Raw genomic sequence first — 21,625 nt, 5'->3', positions numbered from 1 at the left:
ACAGTTAATTTTATCGTACAAAAAAGGAGTGGATTTCTCCACTCCATAAAAGTCTAACTTTTTGGGGTCACTACAAAGATCACGAGGATCTTGTGGGTCTTTTCAATTAAGCTGTTTGCTCAGGCGCTTTTTTCAACAAACCGAATACGACGCCAGAAACGATCGCACCGATCAAGATGAATAGCAAGAACAAAATTGGTTTAGATAATAATAGGACAACGAAGATCCCACCATGTGGCGCCATCAATTGGATATCAAAGGCACCGACAAGTGCACCAGTCAGGGCAGAACCGACGATAAAGCTTGGGATCGCTCGCAGTGGATCTGCTGCTGCAAATGGAATCGCACCTTCTGTGACGAAGGACAGCCCCATGACGATATTTGTCAAACCTGCTTCTTTTTGGTCTTTTGTAAATTTATTTTTGAACAATAACGTTGCGACAAAGATTGCTAATGGAGGAACCATTCCGCCCGCCATTACAGATGCCATCACGACGCTACCACCTTCAGCAACGGTCGTTGCCAATGTTGCAGTACCAAAAACATAAGCGGCTTTGTTGATTGGGCCGCCTAGATCGGCTGCCATCATCGCTGCTAACAAAGCGCCAAGTAAAGCTGCGTTGGTACCACTTAAGCCAGTCAAGAAGCTGTTCAAACCGTCGTTGATAGCTTTCATTGGCACGTTGATCAGTAACATCAAGAAGCCAGTGATCAATAGGCCGAAAACAGGGTAGAAGAGGATCGTTTTGATTCCTTCTAATGATTTTGGTAAGCCTTTGAATAATGAACGTAAGAACTTGATGACGTAACCAGCTAAGAAACCGCCGATCAAGGCACCTAAGAAACCAGCACCACCTGTATTTGCTAACGCACCTGCTGCAAAACCGACTATCAATCCAGGTCGGTCACTGATACTTGAAGCGATAAATCCAGCTAAGACAGGTAGCATAAAACCAAATGCCGCGCTACCGATTTGATTGAACCAAGAAGCTGCTTGGTTGTAGTTTCCTAATTGGCTCAAGGCATCTTGAGGGACACCCATGAACTGGTCCACCATGAAGGAAATAGCGATCATGATTCCACCGGCAATAACAAATGGCAGCATATGAGAAACACCATTCATCAAATCTTTATAGATTCGTTGACCGACTGAACCATCAGCAGAAGTGTCCTCTTTATCAGAAGCTTGGCCGCTACCATGAAAAACAGGAGCAGTACCGCTCATTGCTTCATTGATTAATTGCTCGGTTTTACGGATACCATCACTGACAGGACGGTTTACTAAATGTTTGCCGTCAAAGCGATCCATTTCTACTTTTTTATCAGCAGCTACGATTACACCAGTAGCTCGGGCGATATCAGCTTCTGTTAGACGATTTTTGATTCCTTCTGAACCATTTGTTTCGACTTTGATGTCAACACCCAGCTCTTTGGCTTTCTTTTTCAAAGCATCTTCTGCCATGTAGGTATGGGCGATTCCTGTCGGGCAAGCTGTAACTGCGACGATATAGGGACGTTCGCTAGCGGGTGCTGCTTCTTGGTTTGCCGCTTTTTCTGCTAAAGCATCGGCTTCTTGCTGTGCCTCAGCTTCTGAGAAAAGTTGCTGTACTTGATCAGCAGTCGTCGCTGTTTTTAATTTAGCAACGAAGTCTGGATCGATCAACAAGCGAGATAGCGCTGCTAATGCTTGTAAATGAGTATCATTTGCTCCTTCTGGTGCTGCGATCATAAAGAAGAGGTACGTTGGTTGTCCATCTAACGCCTCATAGTCAACACCCGCATTACTTTTTGCGAATAAGACCGTCGCTTCTTTGACCGCACTGTTTTTGGCATGAGGCATTGCGATGCCGTCACCTAGCCCTGTTGATGTTTGAGCTTCTCGGGCAAGAATTCCTTCTTTGTAGACCTCGATATCTGAAATTCGTCCGACAGCATATAATTTTGCTACCATTTCATCAATGGCACCTTTTTTGTCTGTTGCTTGTAAGTCCATAATCATGGCATCTTTCAGCATCAACTCATTGATTTTCATTTTTTCCATCCTCCTATAGATTCACTTGTTCAATTATGACTTCCGGTAGTAATTCTTCGATAAATGACGCCTCAGCTAAATCATCTGAAAACGCAGTGGCACTGCCACAAGCGACTCCCCATTTGAATGCTTCAACCACATCTTTGGTCTTTGCATAACGCCCAATGAATCCAGCAATCATGGAATCTCCAGCGCCGACTGAATTTTTCAAAGGTCGTTTCAACACATTGGATCGATAGATCTCATTGCCAGTAAAGAGCAGGGCGCCATCGCCGCCTAGAGAGACAATGACATTTTTAGCGCCATCCTTTAGCATTCTTTGACCATAAGGCAAAATATCTTCGATTGTTGAAAAAGAAGTTTCATAAAGTTCGGCTAATTCATGATTATTTGGTTTGATCAGCAAAGGCTGATCGGATAAAGCATCAAAAAGTTCCGCGCCGGTCGTATCAATAACAAATTCCGCACCCGCTTCTTTAACGATTTTGATCAATTCTTTATAAAAGTCGGTTGGAAGACCAGCTGGTTTACTTCCTGATAGGATGACGATGTCTTCGGCAGAAAGAGTGGCTAATTGGTGTTTCAATTCAGCAATTTCTTGCTGGCGAATGACTGGACCAAGGCCGTTGATTTCTGTTTCTTCGCCGGATTTTAGTTTGATATTGATTCGTGTGTCCGCAGCGACTTGGGTAAAGTTGCTGTTGATTTCCTCTTTGGTCAGCCACTCTTCAATAAAACGACCAGTAAATCCGCCAACGAAACCAAGGGCAGTCGAGGCGATGCCGATGCGTTTCAAAATCCGTGAGACATTGATTCCTTTGCCGCCAGGTAGTTTAAAGTCTTGTTTCATTCGATTAAGGGCGCCGATTTCCAAATGATCGACATGGACGATAAAGTCGATCGATGGATTGAGTGTTACTGTGTAAATCATTGTATTACCTCCATAATGGTTGTTTTTGCTCTGAATTTCGCTAAATAGTTTTTTGGGCAATAATCGGTGATGATCGTCGCACCTTCGATAAAGGCAACTTGAGCAAAAGTCGTTTGCTGAAATTTGGAATGGTCTAGCAAGACATAGGCTTGTTGACTGTGCTCTAAAGCGATCTGCTTGATCAGGGCTTCTTCAGGATCAGGTGTTGTGAATCCAGCCTCAGAATGAGCCCCGTTCATGCCCATAAAGCAACGATTAAAGCGTAGTTTTCGCAGTTGTTCACCAGCATTGATCCCTAACACAGCGTTCGTCGATATCTTAATGGTTCCCCCTAAAATCATGGTGTCGATCCCGTGATCGATCAATAGGGAAGCGTGTTTGACGGAGTTCGTGACCACCTTAAGGCCTGTGATAGCCGATAGGAAAGGAATCATTTCGAGGGTCGTTGTTCCAGCATCTAAGTAAATGACTTCACCATTTTTGATCGTCTGGGCAGCTGTTCTTGCTATCTTTTGCTTTTCCGTTTGAAACTTCGCCGTTTTTTCTGACATGTTTGGTTCGAAGCCTAATTGCTGACTTTTCTTGGCTCCACCGTGAATTCTGACTAAAAATCCTTTGTCTTCCAACTCTTGCAGGTCTCGACGGATCGTTGATTCTGAAGCATCCAACAGTTGAATCAGTTCACTGACCTTAACGATCTCTTCTTGTTCCAATCGTGCCAAAATCGCTTGATGACGCTCTTCTGTAAGCATTTTCATCACCTCTTCACCTGCCATGATACCATATGATTCGTTCAAAATCAATCATAAACAGTAAAAAACATTCAAAATGAAAGCGTGAATAAATGGAATCGGTCATAAACGGTCATGATAACCTTCATTTTGATTTAATAGCTATCCTTATATTTGACAATTTTTACTATTATTTGGCTTAATTGAAGTAAGGGGGGGTAAATAAATGAATAACAAAGTCATTTTACAAGGGTTCGAATGGGACCTGCCGGCAGATAGCCAGCACTGGAACAAATTGAAAGAAATGAGTAAAGAAATCAAAGAGTATGGATTTACCGCAATTTGGCTGCCGCCTGCCTATAAAGGGACAGCTGGGTCCGAAGACGTTGGGTATGGTGTCTATGATTATTATGATCTAGGCGAATTCGATCAAAAGGGGTCGGTGCCAACAAAATATGGGACAAAGGATGAATACCTAGAAGCCATCAAAGCACTGCAAGAACAAGGAATAGAGGTTTATGCCGACATCGTTTTCAATCACTTGATTGGTGCCGATGAAAAAGAAGTCGTTCCAGCGGTTAAATACAATACCGAAAACCGTAATGAACCGATCAGTGATGAGGAAGAAATCGAAGCTTGGACCAAGTTCACATTCCCAGGACGTCAGGGGACGTACAATGATTACGTTTGGACGTGGCATAATTTTTCTGGTGTCGATTATGATGACCGCAACAAAGACCACGGGATTTTTAACTTCGCTGATAAGGGCTGGGAAAACCAAGTGGATGATGAGATGGGCAATTACGACTACTTAATGGGTTGTGATTTGGACATGGAAAATCCCGAAACAGTGGAACAACTCAATAAATGGGGCCAATGGTACCAAGAACTGACCGCCGTTGACGGGTATCGACTAGATGCGGTCAAACACATTGAGTTCAACTATTACGCGGATTGGATCTTAAACCGACGCGAGGAAAAAGGCAAACCACTATTTGTTGTCGGAGAATATTGGTCAGGGGATCTGCCAAAATTAGAAGAGTATTTAGATTCTTCAGGAAATTTGATTTATTTATTTGATGTGCCATTGCACTACAATTTATATGAAGCATCTCACTCAAATGGCGAATACGATATGAGCCAAATTTTTGCAGGTACGTTGACCGCCGCTCGCGAAGATTATGCAGTGACTTTTGTGGATAATCATGACACGCAGGTTGGGCAAAGTTTACAATCTTGGATAGACGGATGGTTCAAAGTCCATGCCTATTCATTGATCCTTTTACGTAAAGCTGGCGTACCAGTAGTTTTCTGGGGGGATTTATTTGGGATTCCCGCGCAAGAAATCGCCCCTGTCGGGGATGCGCTGGTCCATATGCTGAAACTTCGGGAGAAGCTTGCATTCGGGAATCAAGTCGATTATTTCGATGATCCTAATTGCATTGGCTGGGTATTAACTGGCGATTATGAACATGAGCTTTCTGGATTAGCGGTCGTGATGACCAATGCCCAAGGAGCGGAAAAAGAAATGACTATCAGTGCGATCCATGGTGGAGAGACATTCGTGGATATATTGAGAAATAATGAAGCGAAAGTTGTTTTAGATGATACCGGAAAAGGTGTTTTCCCGGTCAATGATGGGCAAGTCTCGATTTATGTAAATGAAAAACTAGTAGAGAAGTACTTTAGTTAACCAAAATCTTCAAACGAATAAAAAGGCTGGTAGGTTTACAGCCTTTTTATTATGTAAACAAACCAAGCCTGCTTTCTCTTGAAAAATCGCATGAATCGTAAGGGAAAAAATCAAAGCGCTTTTAATTAAAAGTTTTCAAAGCGTTCGGTTTTCCCCTTTCCCGGATAATGCTATAATTGAGAAGATTGAGAAAGAAAGGATGTTTAAAATCATGTCATCCAAAAGTGAATTACTTGAACGCATGAACCCACGGCAAAAAGAAGCCGTTATGCATACGGAAGGACCGTTGCTGCTGATGGCAGGTGCAGGAAGCGGGAAGACCCGTGTCCTAACCCACCGAATCGCCTATTTAATAGAAGAAAAAAATGTGAATCCATGGAATATTTTAGCCATCACATTTACCAATAAAGCGGCACGTGAAATGAAGGAACGGGTCAGTCAACTATTAGGATCGGGTGGAGAAGACGTTTGGGTTTCAACCTTCCACTCGATGTGTGTCAGAATCTTGCGCAGGGACGTTGATCGTATTGGCTATTCGAAGAATTTTACCATCATTGACTCTTCTGAGCAAAATACACTGATGAAACGGGTATTAAAAGAATTGAATATCGATCCCAAAAAATATGATCCTCGTTCTATTTTGGGAACGATCTCTCATGCAAAGAACGAGCTGTTGACACCTGAAGCTTACCAAGCCATGGAAGGTAGTCTATTTGAGCAGATCGTAGGTCGTTGCTATGAAAAATATCAAAAAGAGCTGCGAAACAATCAATGCATGGACTTCGATGATTTAATCATGAATACGATCCGCCTCTTCCAAGACAATGAAGATGCGCTGCAATTTTATCAACGGAAATTCCACTATATCCATGTCGACGAATACCAAGATACCAATCACGCCCAATACACGCTGGTCAATTTATTGGCCGCTCGTTTTCGAAATCTTTGTGTTGTCGGGGATGCGGACCAAAGTATTTACGGTTGGCGTGGTGCCAACATGCAAAATATTTTAGACTTTGAAAAGGACTATCCAGATGCCGCAACGATTTTGTTAGAGCAAAACTATCGTTCAACGCAAACGATTTTAAATGCGGCAAACCAAGTAATCAAAAATAACCGCAACCGTCCAGATAAAAATCTGTGGACAGAAAATCATGATGGGGAAAAGATCACTTATTATCGCGGGGATAGTGAACGAGATGAAGCGCGATTTATCGTCAGTGAAATGCAAAAACAAATTGCAGAAAAGAACCGTAAATTCGGTGATTTTGCGATATTGTATCGGACCAATGCCCAGTCACGGATCATTGAAGAAATGCTTTTAAAAGCCAACGTTCCTTATACGATGGTCGGCGGCAGAAAATTCTATGACCGCAAAGAAATCCGTGATATTTTGGCCTATTTATCGGCGATCGCCAATCCGCGAGATTCCATCAGCTTAGAGCGTATCATCAATGTACCAAAACGTGGGATCGGTGCGACATCCGTCGAGAAACTACGAGCGTTTGCGAATCTTCATGAATGGTCATTGTTAGAAGCAGCCATGAACGTCGAGTTAGCGAATATTTCTGGAAAGGCTGGCAAAGAATTAGGGAGCTTTGGGATGATGATGGATGGCTTCGCCCAGATGGTTCCTTACCTATCAGTAACCGAACTGACGAAAGAAATATTAGAAAAAACGGGTTATCGTCAAGAGTTAGTCAACCAGAATAATTTAGAAGCACAAGCTAGACTTGAAAACTTGGAAGAATTTTTATCGGTTACCCAAGAATTCGACAAACGATTTGAGGCGCAAAACGAAGACGATGCAGATGCACCAGATGAGAAGTTGAGTGTTTTCTTAAATGACTTAGCTTTATTGTCAGACGTCGATAGTTATGAAGAAGAAAGTAGTCAAGTGACTTTGATGACCTTGCATGCTGCAAAAGGACTAGAGTTTCCAGTGGTATTTTTGATTGGGTTGGAAGAAAATATCTTCCCGCTTTCTCGTGCCTTAATGGAAGAAAGCGAGCTCGAAGAAGAACGGCGCCTTGCTTACGTGGGAATCACTCGTGCCGAGGAAGAGCTCTTTATGACCAACGCTTTTTCCAGAACATTATACGGTCGGACCCAATACAATCGTCCGTCTCGGTTTATCGAAGAGATCGAACAAGATCTGCTGCAATCATTAGGCGAGCGTTCACAGCCGAAAGCTGCTGCACCGTTTCAACCAAAAGTGTTCAAACCGAGCTATACACAACCGCGTCAAACGACCGTCGCTTCTAAACAACAGACTTCTGCAGCTGGTAATACTTGGCAAGTAGGCGAGAAAGTTCAACATAAAAAATGGGGAATCGGTACCGTCGTTCGGACGACTGGCAGCGCGCAAGATGTTGAATTAGATGTGGCGTTCCCACAACAAGGCGTCAAACGATTGTTGGCGGCCTTTGCGCCGATTGAAAAAGTTGAAAAATAAGGAGGATATTAGGATGGATGTCCCTTCAAAAGAAATCCAATCACGAGCAGAAGAGCTGCGCACACAATTAAATCAGTATGCTTACGAATACTATGTAAAAGATCAGCCTTCCGTGGAAGATTATCTCTATGATCAGCTATATGCAGAACTGGTTGAAATTGAAACCAATTATCCGCAGCTAGTAACCGAAGACTCACCCACCCAACGAGTAGGCGGTATCATTTTACCTGGCTTTGAAAAGGTCACGCATGATATTCCGCTGTATAGCCTGAACGATGTCTTTGACAAAGAAGGAATCGTGGCTTTTGATGCCCGTGTTCAAAAAGCACTGGGGAAAGCGGTAGATTATGTCTGCGAGTTAAAGATCGATGGATTGTCAATTTCCTTGAAATATGAAGAAGGGCGCTTTGTTCGTGGAGCAACTCGAGGAGATGGTACGGTAGGTGAAAACATTACAGAAAACCTAAAGACCGTCAAATCGATTCCACTGAAATTAAAAGAACCGATCTCGTTGGAAGTTCGTGGCGAATGCTATATGCCAAAGGCTTCGTTTTTGAAATTGAATCAACAGCGAGAAGAAGAAGGGGCGGAAGTTTTTGCCAATCCTAGAAACGCAGCGGCTGGAAGCTTGCGACAATTAGACACACGGATCGCAGCCCAAAGAAACTTAAGCACCTTCTTGTACACACTAGCTGACTTTGGACCAATTGAAGCCAATGATCAATTTTCAGCATTGAATGAACTGGATCAATTAGGCTTTCGTACAAATCACGAACGCAGAGTGTGTCACACCATCGATGAGGTTTGGGCATATATCGAAGAGTTTCATGACAAGCGCAGTGAGCTTCCCTATGAGATTGACGGCGTAGTCATCAAAGTCAATAATTTCAAAGATCAAGATGCGCTAGGCTTTACCGTAAAAGCACCCCGATGGGCGGCAGCATATAAGTTTCCACCGGAAGAAGCGGAAACAGTGATTGAAACGATCGAATGGACCGTGGGACGGACGGGTGTTGTGACACCGACCGCTGTTATGACCCCTGTTCGTGTTGCTGGAACGACGGTCAGCCGTGCCAGTCTCCATAATGTAGATTTCATTAAAATGAAAGACATCCGCATTGGCGATTCGGTCATCATCTATAAGGCGGGGGACATTATTCCAGAGGTTGCGAAAGTCTTGGAAGAAAAACGAACAGAAGCAAGTCAACCCTTTGAATCGCCTACACATTGTCCCGAATGTGGGAGTGAGCTGATCCATTTAGATGAAGAAGTTGCCTTGCGTTGTATCAATCCAAAGTGTCCAGCACAGATCAAAGAAGGACTCAGCCATTTCGTTTCACGGAATGCTATGAACATTGACGGTTTAGGGCCCCGTGTTTTAGAGCAAATGTTCGATAAATCCTTAGTTAAAGATGTGGCCGACTTGTACTTTTTAACAGAAGAACAATTGTTGACCCTTGATAAAATCAAAGAGAAATCAGCCAATAACCTGTTGCGGGCGATTCATCAAAGTAAAGGAAATTCGGTTGAACGTTTGATTTTTGGGCTAGGCATCCGTCATGTCGGTGCGAAAGCGGCTCGGATTTTAGCAGAACATTTCGGTGATCTGCGGGCGCTCAGCAAAGCCAAGGAAGAAGAAATCATTTCGCTAGAAGCTATCGGCGCAACGATTGCTGAAAGTGTCGTCACGTATTTTGACAATCAAGAAGTTCACGACCTGTTAGATGAACTTGAAAGAGCGGGTGTCAACTTTGCTTATTTGGGGCTTAGAAATGAACAGTTGGAAGACGTCGAATCACCATTTAAAGAGAAAACCGTCGTTTTAACAGGAAAATTAAGTCACTTCACTCGTGAAGAAGCCAAGGAACGAATTGAAAATCTCGGTGGGAAGGTAACAGGCAGTGTATCGAAAAAGACCGATATCGTTGTTGCTGGGGAAGAAGCTGGCAGCAAACTGACCAAAGCACAATCCCTAGGTGTCACCGTTTGGGATGAAGCTCAAATGGTGGCTGCGATCGAAGGCAGTCATTCGGCAGATCAATAACCTTTAAGCATTGTCACAGACGAGAAGCAGTTGTTTTTTCTTGTCTAATTGAAATCATTTCTTCCCTGCACTACGAGGAAAGAAATGATTTCTGCTTTTATTTACAATTATATTTGATAATTTTCAAATTCTATTTCATGATTTGTTAAAAAAATGATACAATACATTGGAAAAACGTAAACGTAGATTACGGATACGAGAAAGAGGAGGATTTTATGGCGATCAGCGAAGAACAAGTCAAACACGTTGCCAAACTAGCAAAACTTTCATTCTCAGACGATGAATTACATGAGTTTACCTCTCAGCTAGGGAAAATTATTGATATGGTTGAAACACTTGAAGAAGTGGACACCACAGGAGTACCATTCACATCGAATGTCGCAGAAACGATTAACGTGATGCGTGAAGATGTAACGACCGGCGGCTGGGACCGTGATGAATTAATGAAAAATGTTCCAGAATCCGAAGAAGGCTTTATCAAAGTGCCTGCAATCATTGATAATGGGGAGGCGGGTGCCTAATGAATGAATTATATAAAAAAAGCTTAGAAGAATTACACAGCTTATTAGTGTCAAAGGAAATTACTGCAACAGACTTAACGAGCGAAACCTTTGCTCGCATTAAAGAAACAGAGCCGAAAGTCGATGCGTTTCTAGCGTTGAATGAAGAAAAAGCGCAGGAATTGGCACAAGCCATCGATCAAAAAGGCATCACTGAAAGCAATGTGTTGGCGGGAATTCCAATCGGAATCAAAGACAACATCGTTACCAAAGATTTGCGGACAACAGCTGCTTCAAAAATCTTAGGTAATTTTGATCCAATTTACGATGCGACCGTTATGGACAAAGTTTACCAAGCAGACATGATTCCAGTTGGTAAGTTAAATATGGATGAATTTGCCATGGGCGCAAGTACCGAAACGTCGTTCTTTAAGAAAACGAAAAACGCTTGGGACGAAACAAAAGTACCTGGTGGTTCATCAGGTGGCTCGGCAGCTGCCGTTGCAGCTGGACAAGTCCCCCTCTCATTAGGTAGCGATACGGGTGGTTCGATTCGTCAACCAGCAGCTTTCAATGGAATCGTCGGGATGAAGCCAACCTACGGACGGGTTTCTCGTTTTGGTCTGATCGCGTTTGCATCATCTTTAGATCAAATTGGACCGATGACGCGTGGTGTGAAAGACAATGCCTTTGCATTAAATGCCATCAGTGGGTTTGATGCGAAAGATAGTACATCAGCAGGCGCTGCTGTCCCTGATTTTACAGCAGGTTTGACGGGTGATATCAAAGGAATGAAAGTCGCTTTGCCTAAAGAATACTTAGGGGAAGGGATCCAAGCAGGCGTTCGAGAAGCAATCTTAAAAGCAGCGGACACTTTCCGTGCGTTAGGAGCGACTGTGGAAGAAGTCAGCTTGCCACACTCAAAATACGGGGTAGCCGTTTACTATATCATCGCTTCTTCTGAAGCAAGTTCTAATTTGCAACGTTTTGACGGTATTCGTTATGGTTTCCGTTCAGAAAATGTCAGCAATCTAGAAGATGTCTATGTCAATTCTCGCAGTGAAGGATTCGGGGAAGAAGTAAAACGCCGGATCATGTTAGGTACGTTTTCACTAAGTGCTGGCTACTACGATGCCTACTTCAAAAAAGCCGGTCAAGTACGGACGTTGATCAAACAAGATTTCGATAAGGTCTTCAGCCAATACGACTTGATCATTGGCCCAGCTTCCCCAACGGTAGCGTTTGGTATTGGAGAAAACATCAATGATCCGATCACCATGTACTTGAATGATATTTTAACCATTCCTGTGAACTTAGCAGGACTGCCAGGGATGTCGATCCCAGCAGGTTTTTCTGAAGGACTGCCAGTCGGCTTGCAGATCATTGGGAAACATTTTGATGAAGCAACCATGTATAAAGCGGCTTATGCCTTTGAACAAGCAACTGATTTCCACACGAAAAAACCAGTGATTTTAGGAGGGGATAAGGCATGAACTTCGAAACAGTCATTGGGCTTGAAGTCCACGTAGAATTAAAAACAGAATCAAAGATTTTTTCTCCAGCACCTGCTCACTTTGGCGCTGAACCAAATAGCAACACGAATGTGATCGACTGGGGCTATCCAGGTGTTTTACCAGTAATGAACAAAGCGGCTATCGAATTTGGGATGAAAGCTGCGCTTGCGCTGAATTGTGAAATCTCAAAAGAAACGCATTTCGACCGCAAAAACTATTTCTATCCCGACAATCCAAAAGCGTATCAAATTTCGCAATTCGATCAACCGATCGGTCATGATGGGTGGATCGAGATCGAAGTGGAAGGCAAAAAGAAAAAGATTCGCATCGAGCGAGTTCATTTGGAAGAAGATGCTGGGAAAAACATGCACGGCAAAGGCGGTTATTCTTATGTTGATCTAAATCGTCAAGGAACCCCTTTGATCGAGATCGTTTCCGAAGCGGATATGCGTTCACCAGAAGAAGCATATGCGTATCTAGAAGCGTTGCGTTCAATCATCTTGTTTACAGAAGTATCCGATGTGAAGATGGAAGAAGGTTCCATGCGTTGTGATGCGAATATTTCGTTGCGACCTTACGGCCAAGAACAATTCGGAACAAAAACAGAACTGAAAAACTTAAACTCTATGTCCTTCGTGAAAAAAGGGTTGGCATTTGAAGAAAAACGCCAAGCCAAAGTATTGCTTTCTGGAGGCGAGATCCAACAAGAAACTCGACGTTTTGATGAAGCAACCAGCAAAACCTTATTGATGCGTGTCAAAGAAGGTTCTTCTGATTATCGTTACTTCCCAGAACCAGATATCCCACGGTTTGTGATCGATGATGAATGGATCGAACGTGTACGTCAAAGCTTGCCAGAAATGCCGCAAAAACGTCGTGCCCGTTACATCTCTGAATTGGGCTTACCAGAATATGATGCAATGGTCTTGACTTTATCAAAAGAAATGTCCGATTTCTTTGAAAAAACCATCGATGCTGGTGCTGATCCTAAACAAGCTTCTAACTGGTTGATGGGTGAAGTTTCAGCGTATCTGAACAGCGAGAAATTGGAACTGCCAGAAACGAAATTAACCCCAGACAATTTAGCGGGAATGATTCGTTTGATCGCCGATGGCACGATCAGTTCGAAGATTGCGAAAAAAGTCTTCAAAGAGTTGATCACAAACGGCGGCGACGCTGAAGAAGTCGTAAAAGCCAAAGGATTGATCCAATTATCAGATCCTGCGCAATTACTACCAATGATTAATGAAGTATTAGATAATAACCAACAATCCGTCGATGACTTCAAAAACGGAAAAGACCGCGCAGTCGGTTTCTTAGTTGGTCAAATCATGAAAGCAACCAAAGGACAAGCGAATCCAGGCGTTGTGAACAAGCTGTTGCAAGAAGAACTAGCAAAGCGATAAGAGGCAAGCGATGAAAAGAGCAAGAGTAATCTACAACCCGACATCTGGGAAAGAATTGATTCGAAAAAACTTAGCAGATATTTTAGATGTTTTGGAAACTGGCGGTTATGAGGCGAGTGCATTTGCCACGACCGCTGCGCCATTTTCCGCTCGTGATGAAGCAAGAAGAGCCGGCGAAGCTGGTTTTGATTTGGTGGTAGCTGCCGGTGGGGATGGCACGATCAATGAAGTCGTCAATGGGATCGCTCCTTTAGAAAAGCGACCAAAAATGGCAATCATTCCTGGAGGCACGACCAATGACTACGCACGAGCACTAAAGATTCCCCGTACGGATATCAAAGCAGCTGCGGAAGTGATTTTGAAGCAGCAGACAGTGAAAATGGATGTCGGAAAAACACCCAACACGTATTTTATCAACATTGCTGCTGGTGGGCACTTAACGGAATTGACCTACGATGTTCCTTCTGAACTGAAAAGTGTTTTTGGCTACTTAGCTTATCTAGCAAAAGGAGCGGAATTACTCCCTCGTGTCAAACCAATCAAAATGCATCTAAAGTATGAAGACGGAGAATACATTGGCGGAGCGTCGATGTTCTTTTTAGGGCTGACGAATTCAGTGGGGGGCTTTGAACAGATTGCGCCTGATGCAAAGCTTGACGATGGGAAATTTTCGTTGATCATTGTCAAAACGGCCAATATTTTTGAGATCGTCCACTTAGTTGCTTTAATGATGAATGGCGGAAAACACATCAACGATCGTCGTCTGATTTATACGAAAACATCTTTTCTTGAAGTAGACGCACCAGAACAGGTCAATCGTTTAATGATCAACCTTGATGGCGAATACGGCGGAGATGCTCCTATGCGCTTTGAAAATCTACACAATCATATTGAGTTTTTTGCAAATGTCGATCAAATCCCTGACGATGCGGTCGTTGGTGAGCAAAATTATCAAGAGATGAGCGAAGGTTTTATTAAAGAAGTCGAACGTCTTTCCGATGAGGACATCAATGGGGATGGCAAGATCGGCGACGAAACAAAGTAAACGATTTTTCTTTTCATGCGAGTTGAAAGAACAGGGACTTTTGGACCTGTTCTTTTTTTAAAACGTAATTGTGGAAAAGCAGGCACCGATTTTTTTTCGAATACTTGATAGAATAGCTTTTCTTAAATTTTAGTAAAGGTCGTTTTTTGCAAAGTGTTTCACGAATCGTCTTTGTTTCACGAAGTCAGGCACGGATCATATAAATAAAACGAATAAAATTTCCAAAACACGAATGATAAACATCAAAAAGCGAACTTTTCGAATATATGCTCATTATAGTTCGTTATTTCCGTATTTCTATCCAATCTATGGATGCAAAAGCGAATAAGAATATGCTATAATGGTGAAACGAAGAAATGGGGGGACCGGAATGGAGCAAATCGATTCTACAAAAGCGCTTGATCTGCTGAGAGATGACGCAGAACGAATCAAAAAGCTGATCCGAAACCAAGAAAATAGTTTATGTATCGCACAATGCAAAGCATTTGAAGAAGTGGTTGATACCCAGATGTATGGTCTATCACGACAAGTGGCATTTGCGATCCGCTTGGGGATCGTTGATAATCAAACAGGGCAGCAATTGATGGCGGATCTTGAAAAAGATTTGAACCAATTGTATAGCGAGGTCTACGAGGACCAGCGGACACCTGACATCGGCAAGGAGGCATAAACTTGCCAGAGAAAGTAAAGAAAAGACATTTATTAGATTATAGTATTTTATTACCATATATTGTTATGTGTGTCACGGGCTTGATGATGGTTTATAGTTCCACATCTTACGTTGCGATGACCGCCACACAACCGACCACAGCTGCTTCTTACGTCATCAATCAAACATTATTTTGGTTGGTGAGCCTAATAGCGATCACTGTCATGTATAAAATGAAAACGGATGTTTTTCGGAACAAAAAATTTGTCCAGATCGCCATGATCGTCATCTTGTTCTTATTGATCGCTGCCTTCTTTTTCCCAAGAAGAAATGGGGCACTCGGTTGGTTATCGATTGCTGGCTTTTCCATTCAACCAGCAGAGTATTTAAAGTTTATTGTGATTTGGTTTTTATCGGTGACGCTATCTTATCGTCAAAAAGGTATCCAACAAGAATTTTGGAAAACGGTTTGGCGTCCAATCGGAATCGTTTTTGTCTACACCGGGATCATGGCACTTTATCCCGACTTAGGGAATGCTGTAATCGTTATGTTGCTGGCATTTGTCGTGTTATTGTCTAGCGGATTGAATTACCTGTATACCTTAATATTAGGTGTGGCAGGTATTATCGGTAGTATGTTGATCGTCTTGTTTGTGAATCTAACCGGTGGTAAGCTTTTACCCGACTATGTCTATAGTCGTTTTTCATCTTTTTTGAACCCGTTTGCTGATGAATACAATACAGGTCATCAAATGGTTAATGGGTATTACGCAATGTTCAACGGTGGGCTGTTCGGGCGCGGGCTTGGAAATAGTATCCAAAAACGTGGCTTCTTAAACGAAGCGCACACCGATTATATATTTTCGATCGTTATGGAAGAATTAGGGCTGATCCCATCGATCATCATTTTAGGTGTTTTGTTCTATATGGTGGGACGAATCTTTCTTGTCGGTATCCGTTCAAGAGATCCCTTTAATTCCATGATGTGCATAGGTATAGGGACATTATTTATGTCTCAGATTTTTATCAACTTAGGTGGAATCACTGGTTTGATCCCATTGACGGGAATCACTTTCCCATTTCTAAGTCAAGGTGGATCAAGCTTGCTGATGCTATCGATTTGTATCGGTTTTGTGTTAAATATCAGTGCCGAAGAAAAGAGGAAACAGGTTTATTTGAATTATTGATCAATTGAATGGAGTGGATTAGATGAAGAAAATTCTTGTTGCCAATCGTGGAGAAATCGCGATCCGTGTCTTCCGCGCATGTGCGGAACTTGGGATCAAAACTGTCGGAATTTATGCTGCGGAGGATGAATACTCCGTCCATCGCTTTAAAGCAGACGAAGCGTATTTAGTGGGGAAAGGCAAACGTCCGATCGATGCGTATTTAGACATTGAAGATATCATTCGCACGGCGAAAAAGGCCGGTGCCGAAGGAATCCATCCTGGATACGGCTTTTTATCAGAAAATCTGGGATTTGCTCAACGCTGTGAAGAAGAAGGTTTGATTTTCATCGGACCATCCACCCATCATTTAGATATTTTTGGCGACAAGATCAAAGCAAAAGCAGCAGCGATCGAGGCCGGGATTCAATCAATTCCTGGCTCTGACGGTCCAGTTGCATCGATCGATGACGTTTTAGCTTTTGCAAACGAACATGATTATCCAATCATGATCAAAGCAGCCCTTGGGGGCGGTGGGCGAGGCATGCGTGTCGCTCATGATGAAAAAGAAGCAAGAGACGGCTACGAACGTGCCAAAAGTGAAGCCAAAGCGGCATTTGGTAGCGATGAAGTCTACGTTGAAAAATACATTAGTAATCCAAAACATATTGAAGTCCAAATTTTAGGAGATACGCACGGAAACGTCGTTCACTTATTTGAACGTGATTGCTCGGTTCAGCGCCGCCACCAAAAAGTAGTCGAGGTGGCACCTTGTGTGTCAATGACTGATGAACAACGGGAAAAAATATGCCAAGCAGCCGTTCAACTAATGAAGCATGTCGGCTATATCAATGCTGGAACCGTGGAATTTTTAGTAGAGGGCGACAAATTTTACTTTATCGAAGTAAACCCACGGGTCCAAGTGGAACATACGATCACTGAAATGATCACTAATTTAGACATCGTGACGACACAAATTTTGATTGCACAAGGCAAAGACTTGCATAAAGAAATCGGAATTCCTGAACAAAAAGACATTCGCTTTGAGGGTGTTGCGATCCAATGTCGCGTGACGACAGAAGATCCAGCGAATAATTTTATGCCAGATACTGGTAAGATCGATACCTACCGCTCTCCGGGTGGGTTTGGGGTTCGTTTAGATGTCGGAAATGCTTATGCTGGTGCAGTGGTAACCCCTTATTTCGACTCGCTACTAGTAAAAGTCTGTACGCATGCTGCTTCGTTCGACCAAGCAATTCAAAAAATGATGCGCTGTCTGAAAGAATTCCGAGTACGTGGTGTAAAAACAAACATTCTCTTTATGCGTAATGTTGTTTCTCATCCAGCCTTTCGTTCAGGGGAAGCCAAAACCACCTTTATCGACAATACGCCGGAATTATTCAATTTCCCTCGGATTCGTGACCGTGGAAACAAAACCATGAAGTATATCGGTGAAATCACGATCAATGGATTCCCGGGAATCGAAAAACAAAAGAAACCTTTCTACAATGAACCACGGATGCCACAACACATCCAAGCAACGCCTGATTTTGTCAGCGCCAAAAATATTTTAGATACGAAAGGTGCCGAGGGTGTCGTTGAATGGATCGGTCAACAAAAGAATGTCTTACTGACGGATACAACCTTCCGAGATGCCCATCAAAGTTTGTTGGCAACTCGTGTAAGAACCCATGACTTTAAGAAAATTGCCGCGATGACGGAAGCTGGCCTACCACAATTGTTCTCAAGTGAAATGTGGGGTGGGGCAACCTTTGACGTTGCGTACCGTTTCTTAACAGAAGATCCATGGGAAAGATTGCGGATGTTCAGGAAAAAAATGCCGAATACACTCTTACAAATGTTGTTTAGAGGCTCCAACGCTGTCGGGTATTCCAATTATCCAGACAATGTTTTGGAAGAATTCATCAAAGAATCTGCGGCACAAGGAATCGATGTATTCCGAATCTTTGATAGTTTGAACTGGGTCCCACAAATGGAGAAAAGTATCCAAGCTGTTCGTGATACGGGGAAAATTGCAGAAGCGACGATTTGTTATACAGGGGATATCAATGATCCATCCCGCCAAAAATATTCGGTACAATATTACAAAGATATGGCAAAAGAATTGCAAAATCTTGGTGCCCATATTATTGCGATCAAGGATATGGCTGGATTATTAAAACCGCAAGCGGCTTATCGTTTGATCAGTGAGTTAAAAGATACGATCGATGTACCGATCCATCTGCACACGCATGATACCAGCGGGAATGGGATTATCACTTACTCAGCAGCTACCAAAGCTGGCGTTGATATCGTGGATGTCGCTATGTCAGCTATCAGTGGCGCAACGAGTCAGCCAAGTATGAGTAGTTTGTATTATGCTCTTTTAAACGGCGAGCGTTGCCCAGAGATCAATGTGGATAATATCCAACAATTGAATCACTATTGGGAAGATGTCCGCATGTACTATCATTCCTTTGAAAATGGCTTGAACGCCCCTCAAACGGAAGTGTACAAGCATGAGATGCCAGGAGGACAATATACCAATCTCCAGCAACAAGCCAAAGCCGTTGGTTTAGGCGAAAAATGGGATGAAATCAAAGAAATGTATCATGAAGTCAATATGATGTTTGGAGACATCGTGAAAGTGACACCTTCTTCGAAAGTCGTGGGCGATATGGCGCTCTTCATGGTACAAAATGGCTTGTCAGAAAAAGATATTTTTGAAAAAGGCGATACATTGAGTTTCCCAGAATCAGTGATCACCTTCTTCCAAGGCGAGTTAGGTCAGCCAGTCGGTGGTTTCCCGAAAGAATTGCAACGCATTATCTTAAAAGGACGCCCAGCCTTTACGGAACGTCCAGGAGCCTTTGCCAAACCAGTTGATTTTGCTGAAGTGAAACAAGAACTAGCTGAAAAAATCGGCTATGAACCAAAACACGAAGAAGTCTTGAGCTACTTGATGTATCCGCAAGTCTTCCTTGATTATCGAAAAGCGTATGAGCAGTTTGCCGATGTAAAAGTCCTTGATACACCAACCTTCTTTAATGGTATGCGTTTAGGCGAAACGATCAATGTCGAATTAGAAAAAGGCAAAATTTTGATCATTCGTCTCGATGAAATCGGTGAACCAGATATCGAAGGCAATCGGACCCTCTTCTTTAACTTGAACGGTCAACGACGAGAAATCGTTGTGAAAGATAGTTCGATCATCAGTTCTGTTCAAACAAAACGCAAAGCAGAGCCAACGAACAAAGAACAAATCGGTGCCTCCATGAGTGGTTCAGTTTTAGAAGTATTAGTCAAAAAAGGTGACCGAGTAGCACGTGGACAGACGCTGATGGTCACTGAAGCGATGAAGATGGAAACTTCCGTCGAAGCTCGCTTTTCTGGTGTAGTTGAGCATGTTTACGTAACCGATGGGGAACCAATCCAGTCAGGAGACCTTCTGATTGAAGTCAAAGAAAAATAAGGAGTCGATCAGCAGATGAAGCGAAGGGGATTATTATTTTGCGGCTTATTTGTCCTAGCCCTGATAATCGTGTATTTGCAGCCAGTATTCATGCAAAACGCTTCAGATTCAAGAATGACGATCGAGAACCCAATCAAAGCACCAACGACCATGAATTATGAACCAATCGCAGCCCAAGGATTAGCTGAATTGATTGGGGAGCCTGTTTCTGATTTTGAAGAAATTTACGGGCTTCCAGTTCAAACGTATCGCTCGGGCTACGAGTTTGAAATTCGGGTCTACAATCAATTAGACGATCAGCAATATGTTGAGATCAATACTGATGGTGAGAGTGTGCAGGCAATCAAAGTGATCGGCGCCGGGGGATCTTCCCTAGCGCCCTTTGCAATGGGCATGACCTTGACTGACTTGACTGAGCTGACCATGATTTATCCAAATTTTACCTTGACACAAAATGATCGCACCATCAGTTTTGAATTGATGGAAGAAGATATGAACTACCGACCCTTAGTAGCGTTTGATAATGGGACATTTGCTGTTTTATTCTTTGATCAAGAGACGGCTCAACTGCAGGCGATCACTTATTTGGATCAGACGACCCTGCTTAAGTTAGCGCCCTATCCCTTGACAGAAGGAGAACGACCGCTGTTTCAAGTTTCGCAAACGATTGACCAAGCACAAGCTGATCTTGAAAAAGAGACGTTAGCCTTTGTCATTATTGATAAGCTTCGTAATCAAATCGGTTTGGAAAGCTTTGTACAAGATACCCAGACGCATCAAGATGCTGTCGGACTTTTAGCGGATTTGACGAATAATCTATCGGATCATTTGACCTCTCAACGCATCCATTCCTATCAACGTGCTCTTTCTTCGGAAAAAACGAGTAATTTTGTTTTGACGAACGATGAGTGGCAGGAGTTATTAGCAGCGAAGGAGTTAGAGGCTTCTGCTTCGATTTTTGAAGCGCCTGTCTATGATCCAACCTTTACTATTTTATCTTGGTTCAGTAACCCAAGATTTACTGAACGTTTGACCCATGAACAATCAGAAAAGATAGGAATTGCTTTTTCTGAAGCAAATATGGTAGTCTTAGTGCAAGAAGATGTAGAAGGGACCGAGGATAGTACATCAGATGATTTACGATGAAGCCTTTTTTGAGATTGAAGATCAAATCGATTCACTTGTAACGGCAATCAAAGCGAGTGAAACGTGTAGAAACTATCAAATAGCGAAACAAACCATGCATCAAGATCCTGTTGCTCAGGAATTGATGCGAACGTTTTTAGAAAAAAAGCTGGATTTTGAAAGAATTGAAGCGTACGGCGCATATGCCCCTGATTTCAAAGAGAAAAAGCGTGCGATGCGCACAGCTAAGCGACAGCTGGATCTCAATGAGCAAGTGAGCGAGTACCGCTGGAGTGAAACGCAGCTGCAGCGTTTGCTGGATGAACTGACCGTAGCGATTTCTACGTGTTTTTCACCAACTGTCAAAGTGGATGCTGGAAGTCCTTTTTTTCAATCAAAATCAAGTTGTGGAGGAAATTGTCATGCACGAGGATAAAACGCCTTTTACGATGCAGAAGCGTCGAGGATTGATCGTATGGGTCTACAGCCTACGTCAACTAAAAAATTTGCGTCGTTTTGGCTTCGTTCATTATGTGTCACGCAAAATGAAATACGTGGTCATGTATTTGAACGAAGAAGAATACGAAAGCAAAAAAACAAAAATCGAGCAGTTTCACTTTGTTCGACAAGTTGAAGCTTCCTATCGACCAGATGTCGAAATGGATTTTGCTGAAAAAATTGGTACATCAGCAGCCTATCCAGTGAAAGATGAAGGGTTTGATATCGAAGAAAAAAATACGATGATTCGATTGGCAGAAAACGTGTAATAGAAAAGTGGGGGTGCCTTGAGTCACCGCCATTTTTTTATTGCTATTTATAGAAACAGTGCTATATTTGTATTTACGAAGATCTTGGAGGGAAA

At 42.8% G+C, this 21,625-nt stretch carries 16 protein-coding genes; 13 read left to right on the top strand and 3 right to left on the bottom strand.

The window, feature by feature from the left end; translation table 11 throughout:
* Positions 1 to 106 precede the first annotated feature (106 nt).
* Genes ACI3E5_RS15810 through ACI3E5_RS15800 form a run of 3 tightly spaced genes read right to left on the bottom strand, consistent with a single transcriptional unit; the run spans position 107 to position 3,715 of the window.
* The gene (locus ACI3E5_RS15810) at positions 107 to 2,032 is read right to left on the bottom strand and encodes a PTS fructose transporter subunit IIABC (protein WP_194185321.1); all 1,926 of its coding nucleotides are present in this window, start codon (positions 2,030 to 2,032) and stop codon (positions 107 to 109) included.
* A gap of 13 nt (positions 2,033 to 2,045) precedes the next feature.
* Positions 2,046 to 2,963, bottom strand: coding sequence for a 1-phosphofructokinase (pfkB, locus tag ACI3E5_RS15805; RefSeq protein WP_015509619.1), 918 nt, complete (start codon positions 2,961 to 2,963; stop codon positions 2,046 to 2,048).
* Complete coding sequence (locus ACI3E5_RS15800) at positions 2,960 to 3,715, bottom strand: DeoR/GlpR family DNA-binding transcription regulator (protein ID WP_159160620.1); 756 nt, start codon at positions 3,713 to 3,715, stop codon at positions 2,960 to 2,962. The genes pfkB and ACI3E5_RS15800 overlap by 4 nt, the downstream gene beginning before the upstream one ends.
* 205 nt (positions 3,716 to 3,920) lie before the next feature.
* Here ACI3E5_RS15800 and ACI3E5_RS15795 point away from each other — a divergent pair, with 205 nt between their 5' ends.
* From ACI3E5_RS15795 to ACI3E5_RS15735, 13 genes are all read left to right on the top strand, one after another.
* Positions 3,921 to 5,387, top strand: a complete 1,467-nt coding sequence (locus tag ACI3E5_RS15795; RefSeq protein WP_194185322.1) for an alpha-amylase — start codon at positions 3,921 to 3,923, stop codon at positions 5,385 to 5,387.
* A 211-nt stretch (positions 5,388 to 5,598) separates the two neighbouring features.
* On the top strand, positions 5,599 to 7,842 hold the full coding sequence (gene pcrA / locus ACI3E5_RS15790) for a DNA helicase PcrA (RefSeq protein ID WP_005225975.1): 2,244 nt from the start codon (positions 5,599 to 5,601) through the stop codon (positions 7,840 to 7,842).
* Between the two features lie 13 nt (positions 7,843 to 7,855).
* Positions 7,856 to 9,886 (top strand): NAD-dependent DNA ligase LigA, encoded by a 2,031-nt coding sequence (gene ligA / locus ACI3E5_RS15785; RefSeq protein ID WP_081117063.1) that lies wholly within the window; start codon positions 7,856 to 7,858, stop codon positions 9,884 to 9,886.
* Positions 9,887 to 10,101: 215 nt separating this feature from the next.
* Entirely contained in the window at positions 10,102 to 10,407 is a 306-nt protein-coding gene (gene gatC / locus ACI3E5_RS15780) for an Asp-tRNA(Asn)/Glu-tRNA(Gln) amidotransferase subunit GatC (protein WP_005225977.1), read from the top strand.
* Positions 10,407 to 11,879, top strand: coding sequence for an Asp-tRNA(Asn)/Glu-tRNA(Gln) amidotransferase subunit GatA (gene gatA, locus ACI3E5_RS15775; protein WP_194185323.1), 1,473 nt, complete (start codon positions 10,407 to 10,409; stop codon positions 11,877 to 11,879). Before gatC ends, gatA begins: the two co-directional genes overlap by 1 nt.
* Positions 11,876 to 13,306: an Asp-tRNA(Asn)/Glu-tRNA(Gln) amidotransferase subunit GatB gene (gene gatB, locus ACI3E5_RS15770; RefSeq protein ID WP_005225979.1), complete on the top strand. Its 1,431-nt coding sequence runs from the start codon at positions 11,876 to 11,878 to the stop codon at positions 13,304 to 13,306. The genes gatA and gatB overlap by 4 nt, the downstream gene beginning before the upstream one ends.
* 10 nt (positions 13,307 to 13,316) lie before the next feature.
* Entirely contained in the window at positions 13,317 to 14,351 is a 1,035-nt protein-coding gene (locus tag ACI3E5_RS15765; RefSeq protein WP_010748185.1) for a diacylglycerol kinase, read from the top strand.
* A 370-nt stretch (positions 14,352 to 14,721) separates the two neighbouring features.
* Positions 14,722 to 15,021 carry an Fpa/YlaN family protein gene (locus tag ACI3E5_RS15760; RefSeq protein ID WP_010748186.1) on the top strand — a complete coding sequence of 100 codons (300 nt, stop codon included), beginning with the start codon at positions 14,722 to 14,724 and terminating at the stop codon, positions 15,019 to 15,021.
* A gap of 2 nt (positions 15,022 to 15,023) precedes the next feature.
* Entirely contained in the window at positions 15,024 to 16,187 is a 1,164-nt protein-coding gene (locus tag ACI3E5_RS15755; RefSeq protein ID WP_005225982.1) for an FtsW/RodA/SpoVE family cell cycle protein, read from the top strand.
* Between the two features lie 22 nt (positions 16,188 to 16,209).
* Positions 16,210 to 19,638, top strand: a complete 3,429-nt coding sequence (locus tag ACI3E5_RS15750; protein ID WP_074933985.1) for a pyruvate carboxylase — start codon at positions 16,210 to 16,212, stop codon at positions 19,636 to 19,638.
* Between the two features lie 15 nt (positions 19,639 to 19,653).
* Positions 19,654 to 20,784 carry a CAP-associated domain-containing protein gene (locus ACI3E5_RS15745; protein ID WP_015509623.1) on the top strand — a complete coding sequence of 377 codons (1,131 nt, stop codon included), beginning with the start codon at positions 19,654 to 19,656 and terminating at the stop codon, positions 20,782 to 20,784.
* Positions 20,771 to 21,199: a YlbF/YmcA family competence regulator gene (locus tag ACI3E5_RS15740; RefSeq protein ID WP_005225985.1), complete on the top strand. Its 429-nt coding sequence runs from the start codon at positions 20,771 to 20,773 to the stop codon at positions 21,197 to 21,199. The genes ACI3E5_RS15745 and ACI3E5_RS15740 overlap by 14 nt, the downstream gene beginning before the upstream one ends.
* Complete coding sequence (locus ACI3E5_RS15735) at positions 21,186 to 21,530, top strand: YlbG family protein (protein WP_005225986.1); 345 nt, start codon at positions 21,186 to 21,188, stop codon at positions 21,528 to 21,530. The genes ACI3E5_RS15740 and ACI3E5_RS15735 overlap by 14 nt, the downstream gene beginning before the upstream one ends.
* Positions 21,531 to 21,625: the final 95 nt, after the last annotated feature.

The sequence above is a fragment of the Candidatus Enterococcus avicola genome (assembly GCF_047470845.1).
GTDB classification, from domain to species: domain Bacteria; phylum Bacillota; class Bacilli; order Lactobacillales; family Enterococcaceae; genus Enterococcus_D; species Enterococcus_D casseliflavus.
This window is presented reverse-complemented; position numbering and strand designations above follow the sequence as displayed.

Excerpts from the sequence above, each read along its gene's own strand:
- ACI3E5_RS15810 (WP_194185321.1), bottom strand. The coding sequence starts at position 2,032 with ATGAAAATCAATGAGTTGATGCTGAAAGATGCCATGATTATGGACTTA.
- pfkB (WP_015509619.1), bottom strand. The coding sequence starts at position 2,963 with ATGATTTACACAGTAACACTCAATCCATCGATCGACTTTATCGTCCAT.
- ACI3E5_RS15800 (WP_159160620.1), bottom strand. The coding sequence starts at position 3,715 with ATGCTTACAGAAGAGCGTCATCAAGCGATTTTGGCACGATTGGAACAA.
- ACI3E5_RS15795 (WP_194185322.1), top strand. The coding sequence starts at position 3,921 with ATGAATAACAAAGTCATTTTACAAGGGTTCGAATGGGACCTGCCGGCA.
- pcrA (WP_005225975.1), top strand. The coding sequence starts at position 5,599 with ATGTCATCCAAAAGTGAATTACTTGAACGCATGAACCCACGGCAAAAA.
- ligA (WP_081117063.1), top strand. The coding sequence starts at position 7,856 with ATGGATGTCCCTTCAAAAGAAATCCAATCACGAGCAGAAGAGCTGCGC.
- gatC (WP_005225977.1), top strand. The coding sequence starts at position 10,102 with ATGGCGATCAGCGAAGAACAAGTCAAACACGTTGCCAAACTAGCAAAA.
- gatA (WP_194185323.1), top strand. The coding sequence starts at position 10,407 with ATGAATGAATTATATAAAAAAAGCTTAGAAGAATTACACAGCTTATTA.
- gatB (WP_005225979.1), top strand. The coding sequence starts at position 11,876 with ATGAACTTCGAAACAGTCATTGGGCTTGAAGTCCACGTAGAATTAAAA.
- ACI3E5_RS15765 (WP_010748185.1), top strand. The coding sequence starts at position 13,317 with ATGAAAAGAGCAAGAGTAATCTACAACCCGACATCTGGGAAAGAATTG.
- ACI3E5_RS15760 (WP_010748186.1), top strand. The coding sequence starts at position 14,722 with ATGGAGCAAATCGATTCTACAAAAGCGCTTGATCTGCTGAGAGATGAC.
- ACI3E5_RS15750 (WP_074933985.1), top strand. The coding sequence starts at position 16,210 with ATGAAGAAAATTCTTGTTGCCAATCGTGGAGAAATCGCGATCCGTGTC.
- ACI3E5_RS15745 (WP_015509623.1), top strand. The coding sequence starts at position 19,654 with ATGAAGCGAAGGGGATTATTATTTTGCGGCTTATTTGTCCTAGCCCTG.
- ACI3E5_RS15740 (WP_005225985.1), top strand. The coding sequence starts at position 20,771 with ATGATTTACGATGAAGCCTTTTTTGAGATTGAAGATCAAATCGATTCA.
- ACI3E5_RS15735 (WP_005225986.1), top strand. The coding sequence starts at position 21,186 with ATGCACGAGGATAAAACGCCTTTTACGATGCAGAAGCGTCGAGGATTG.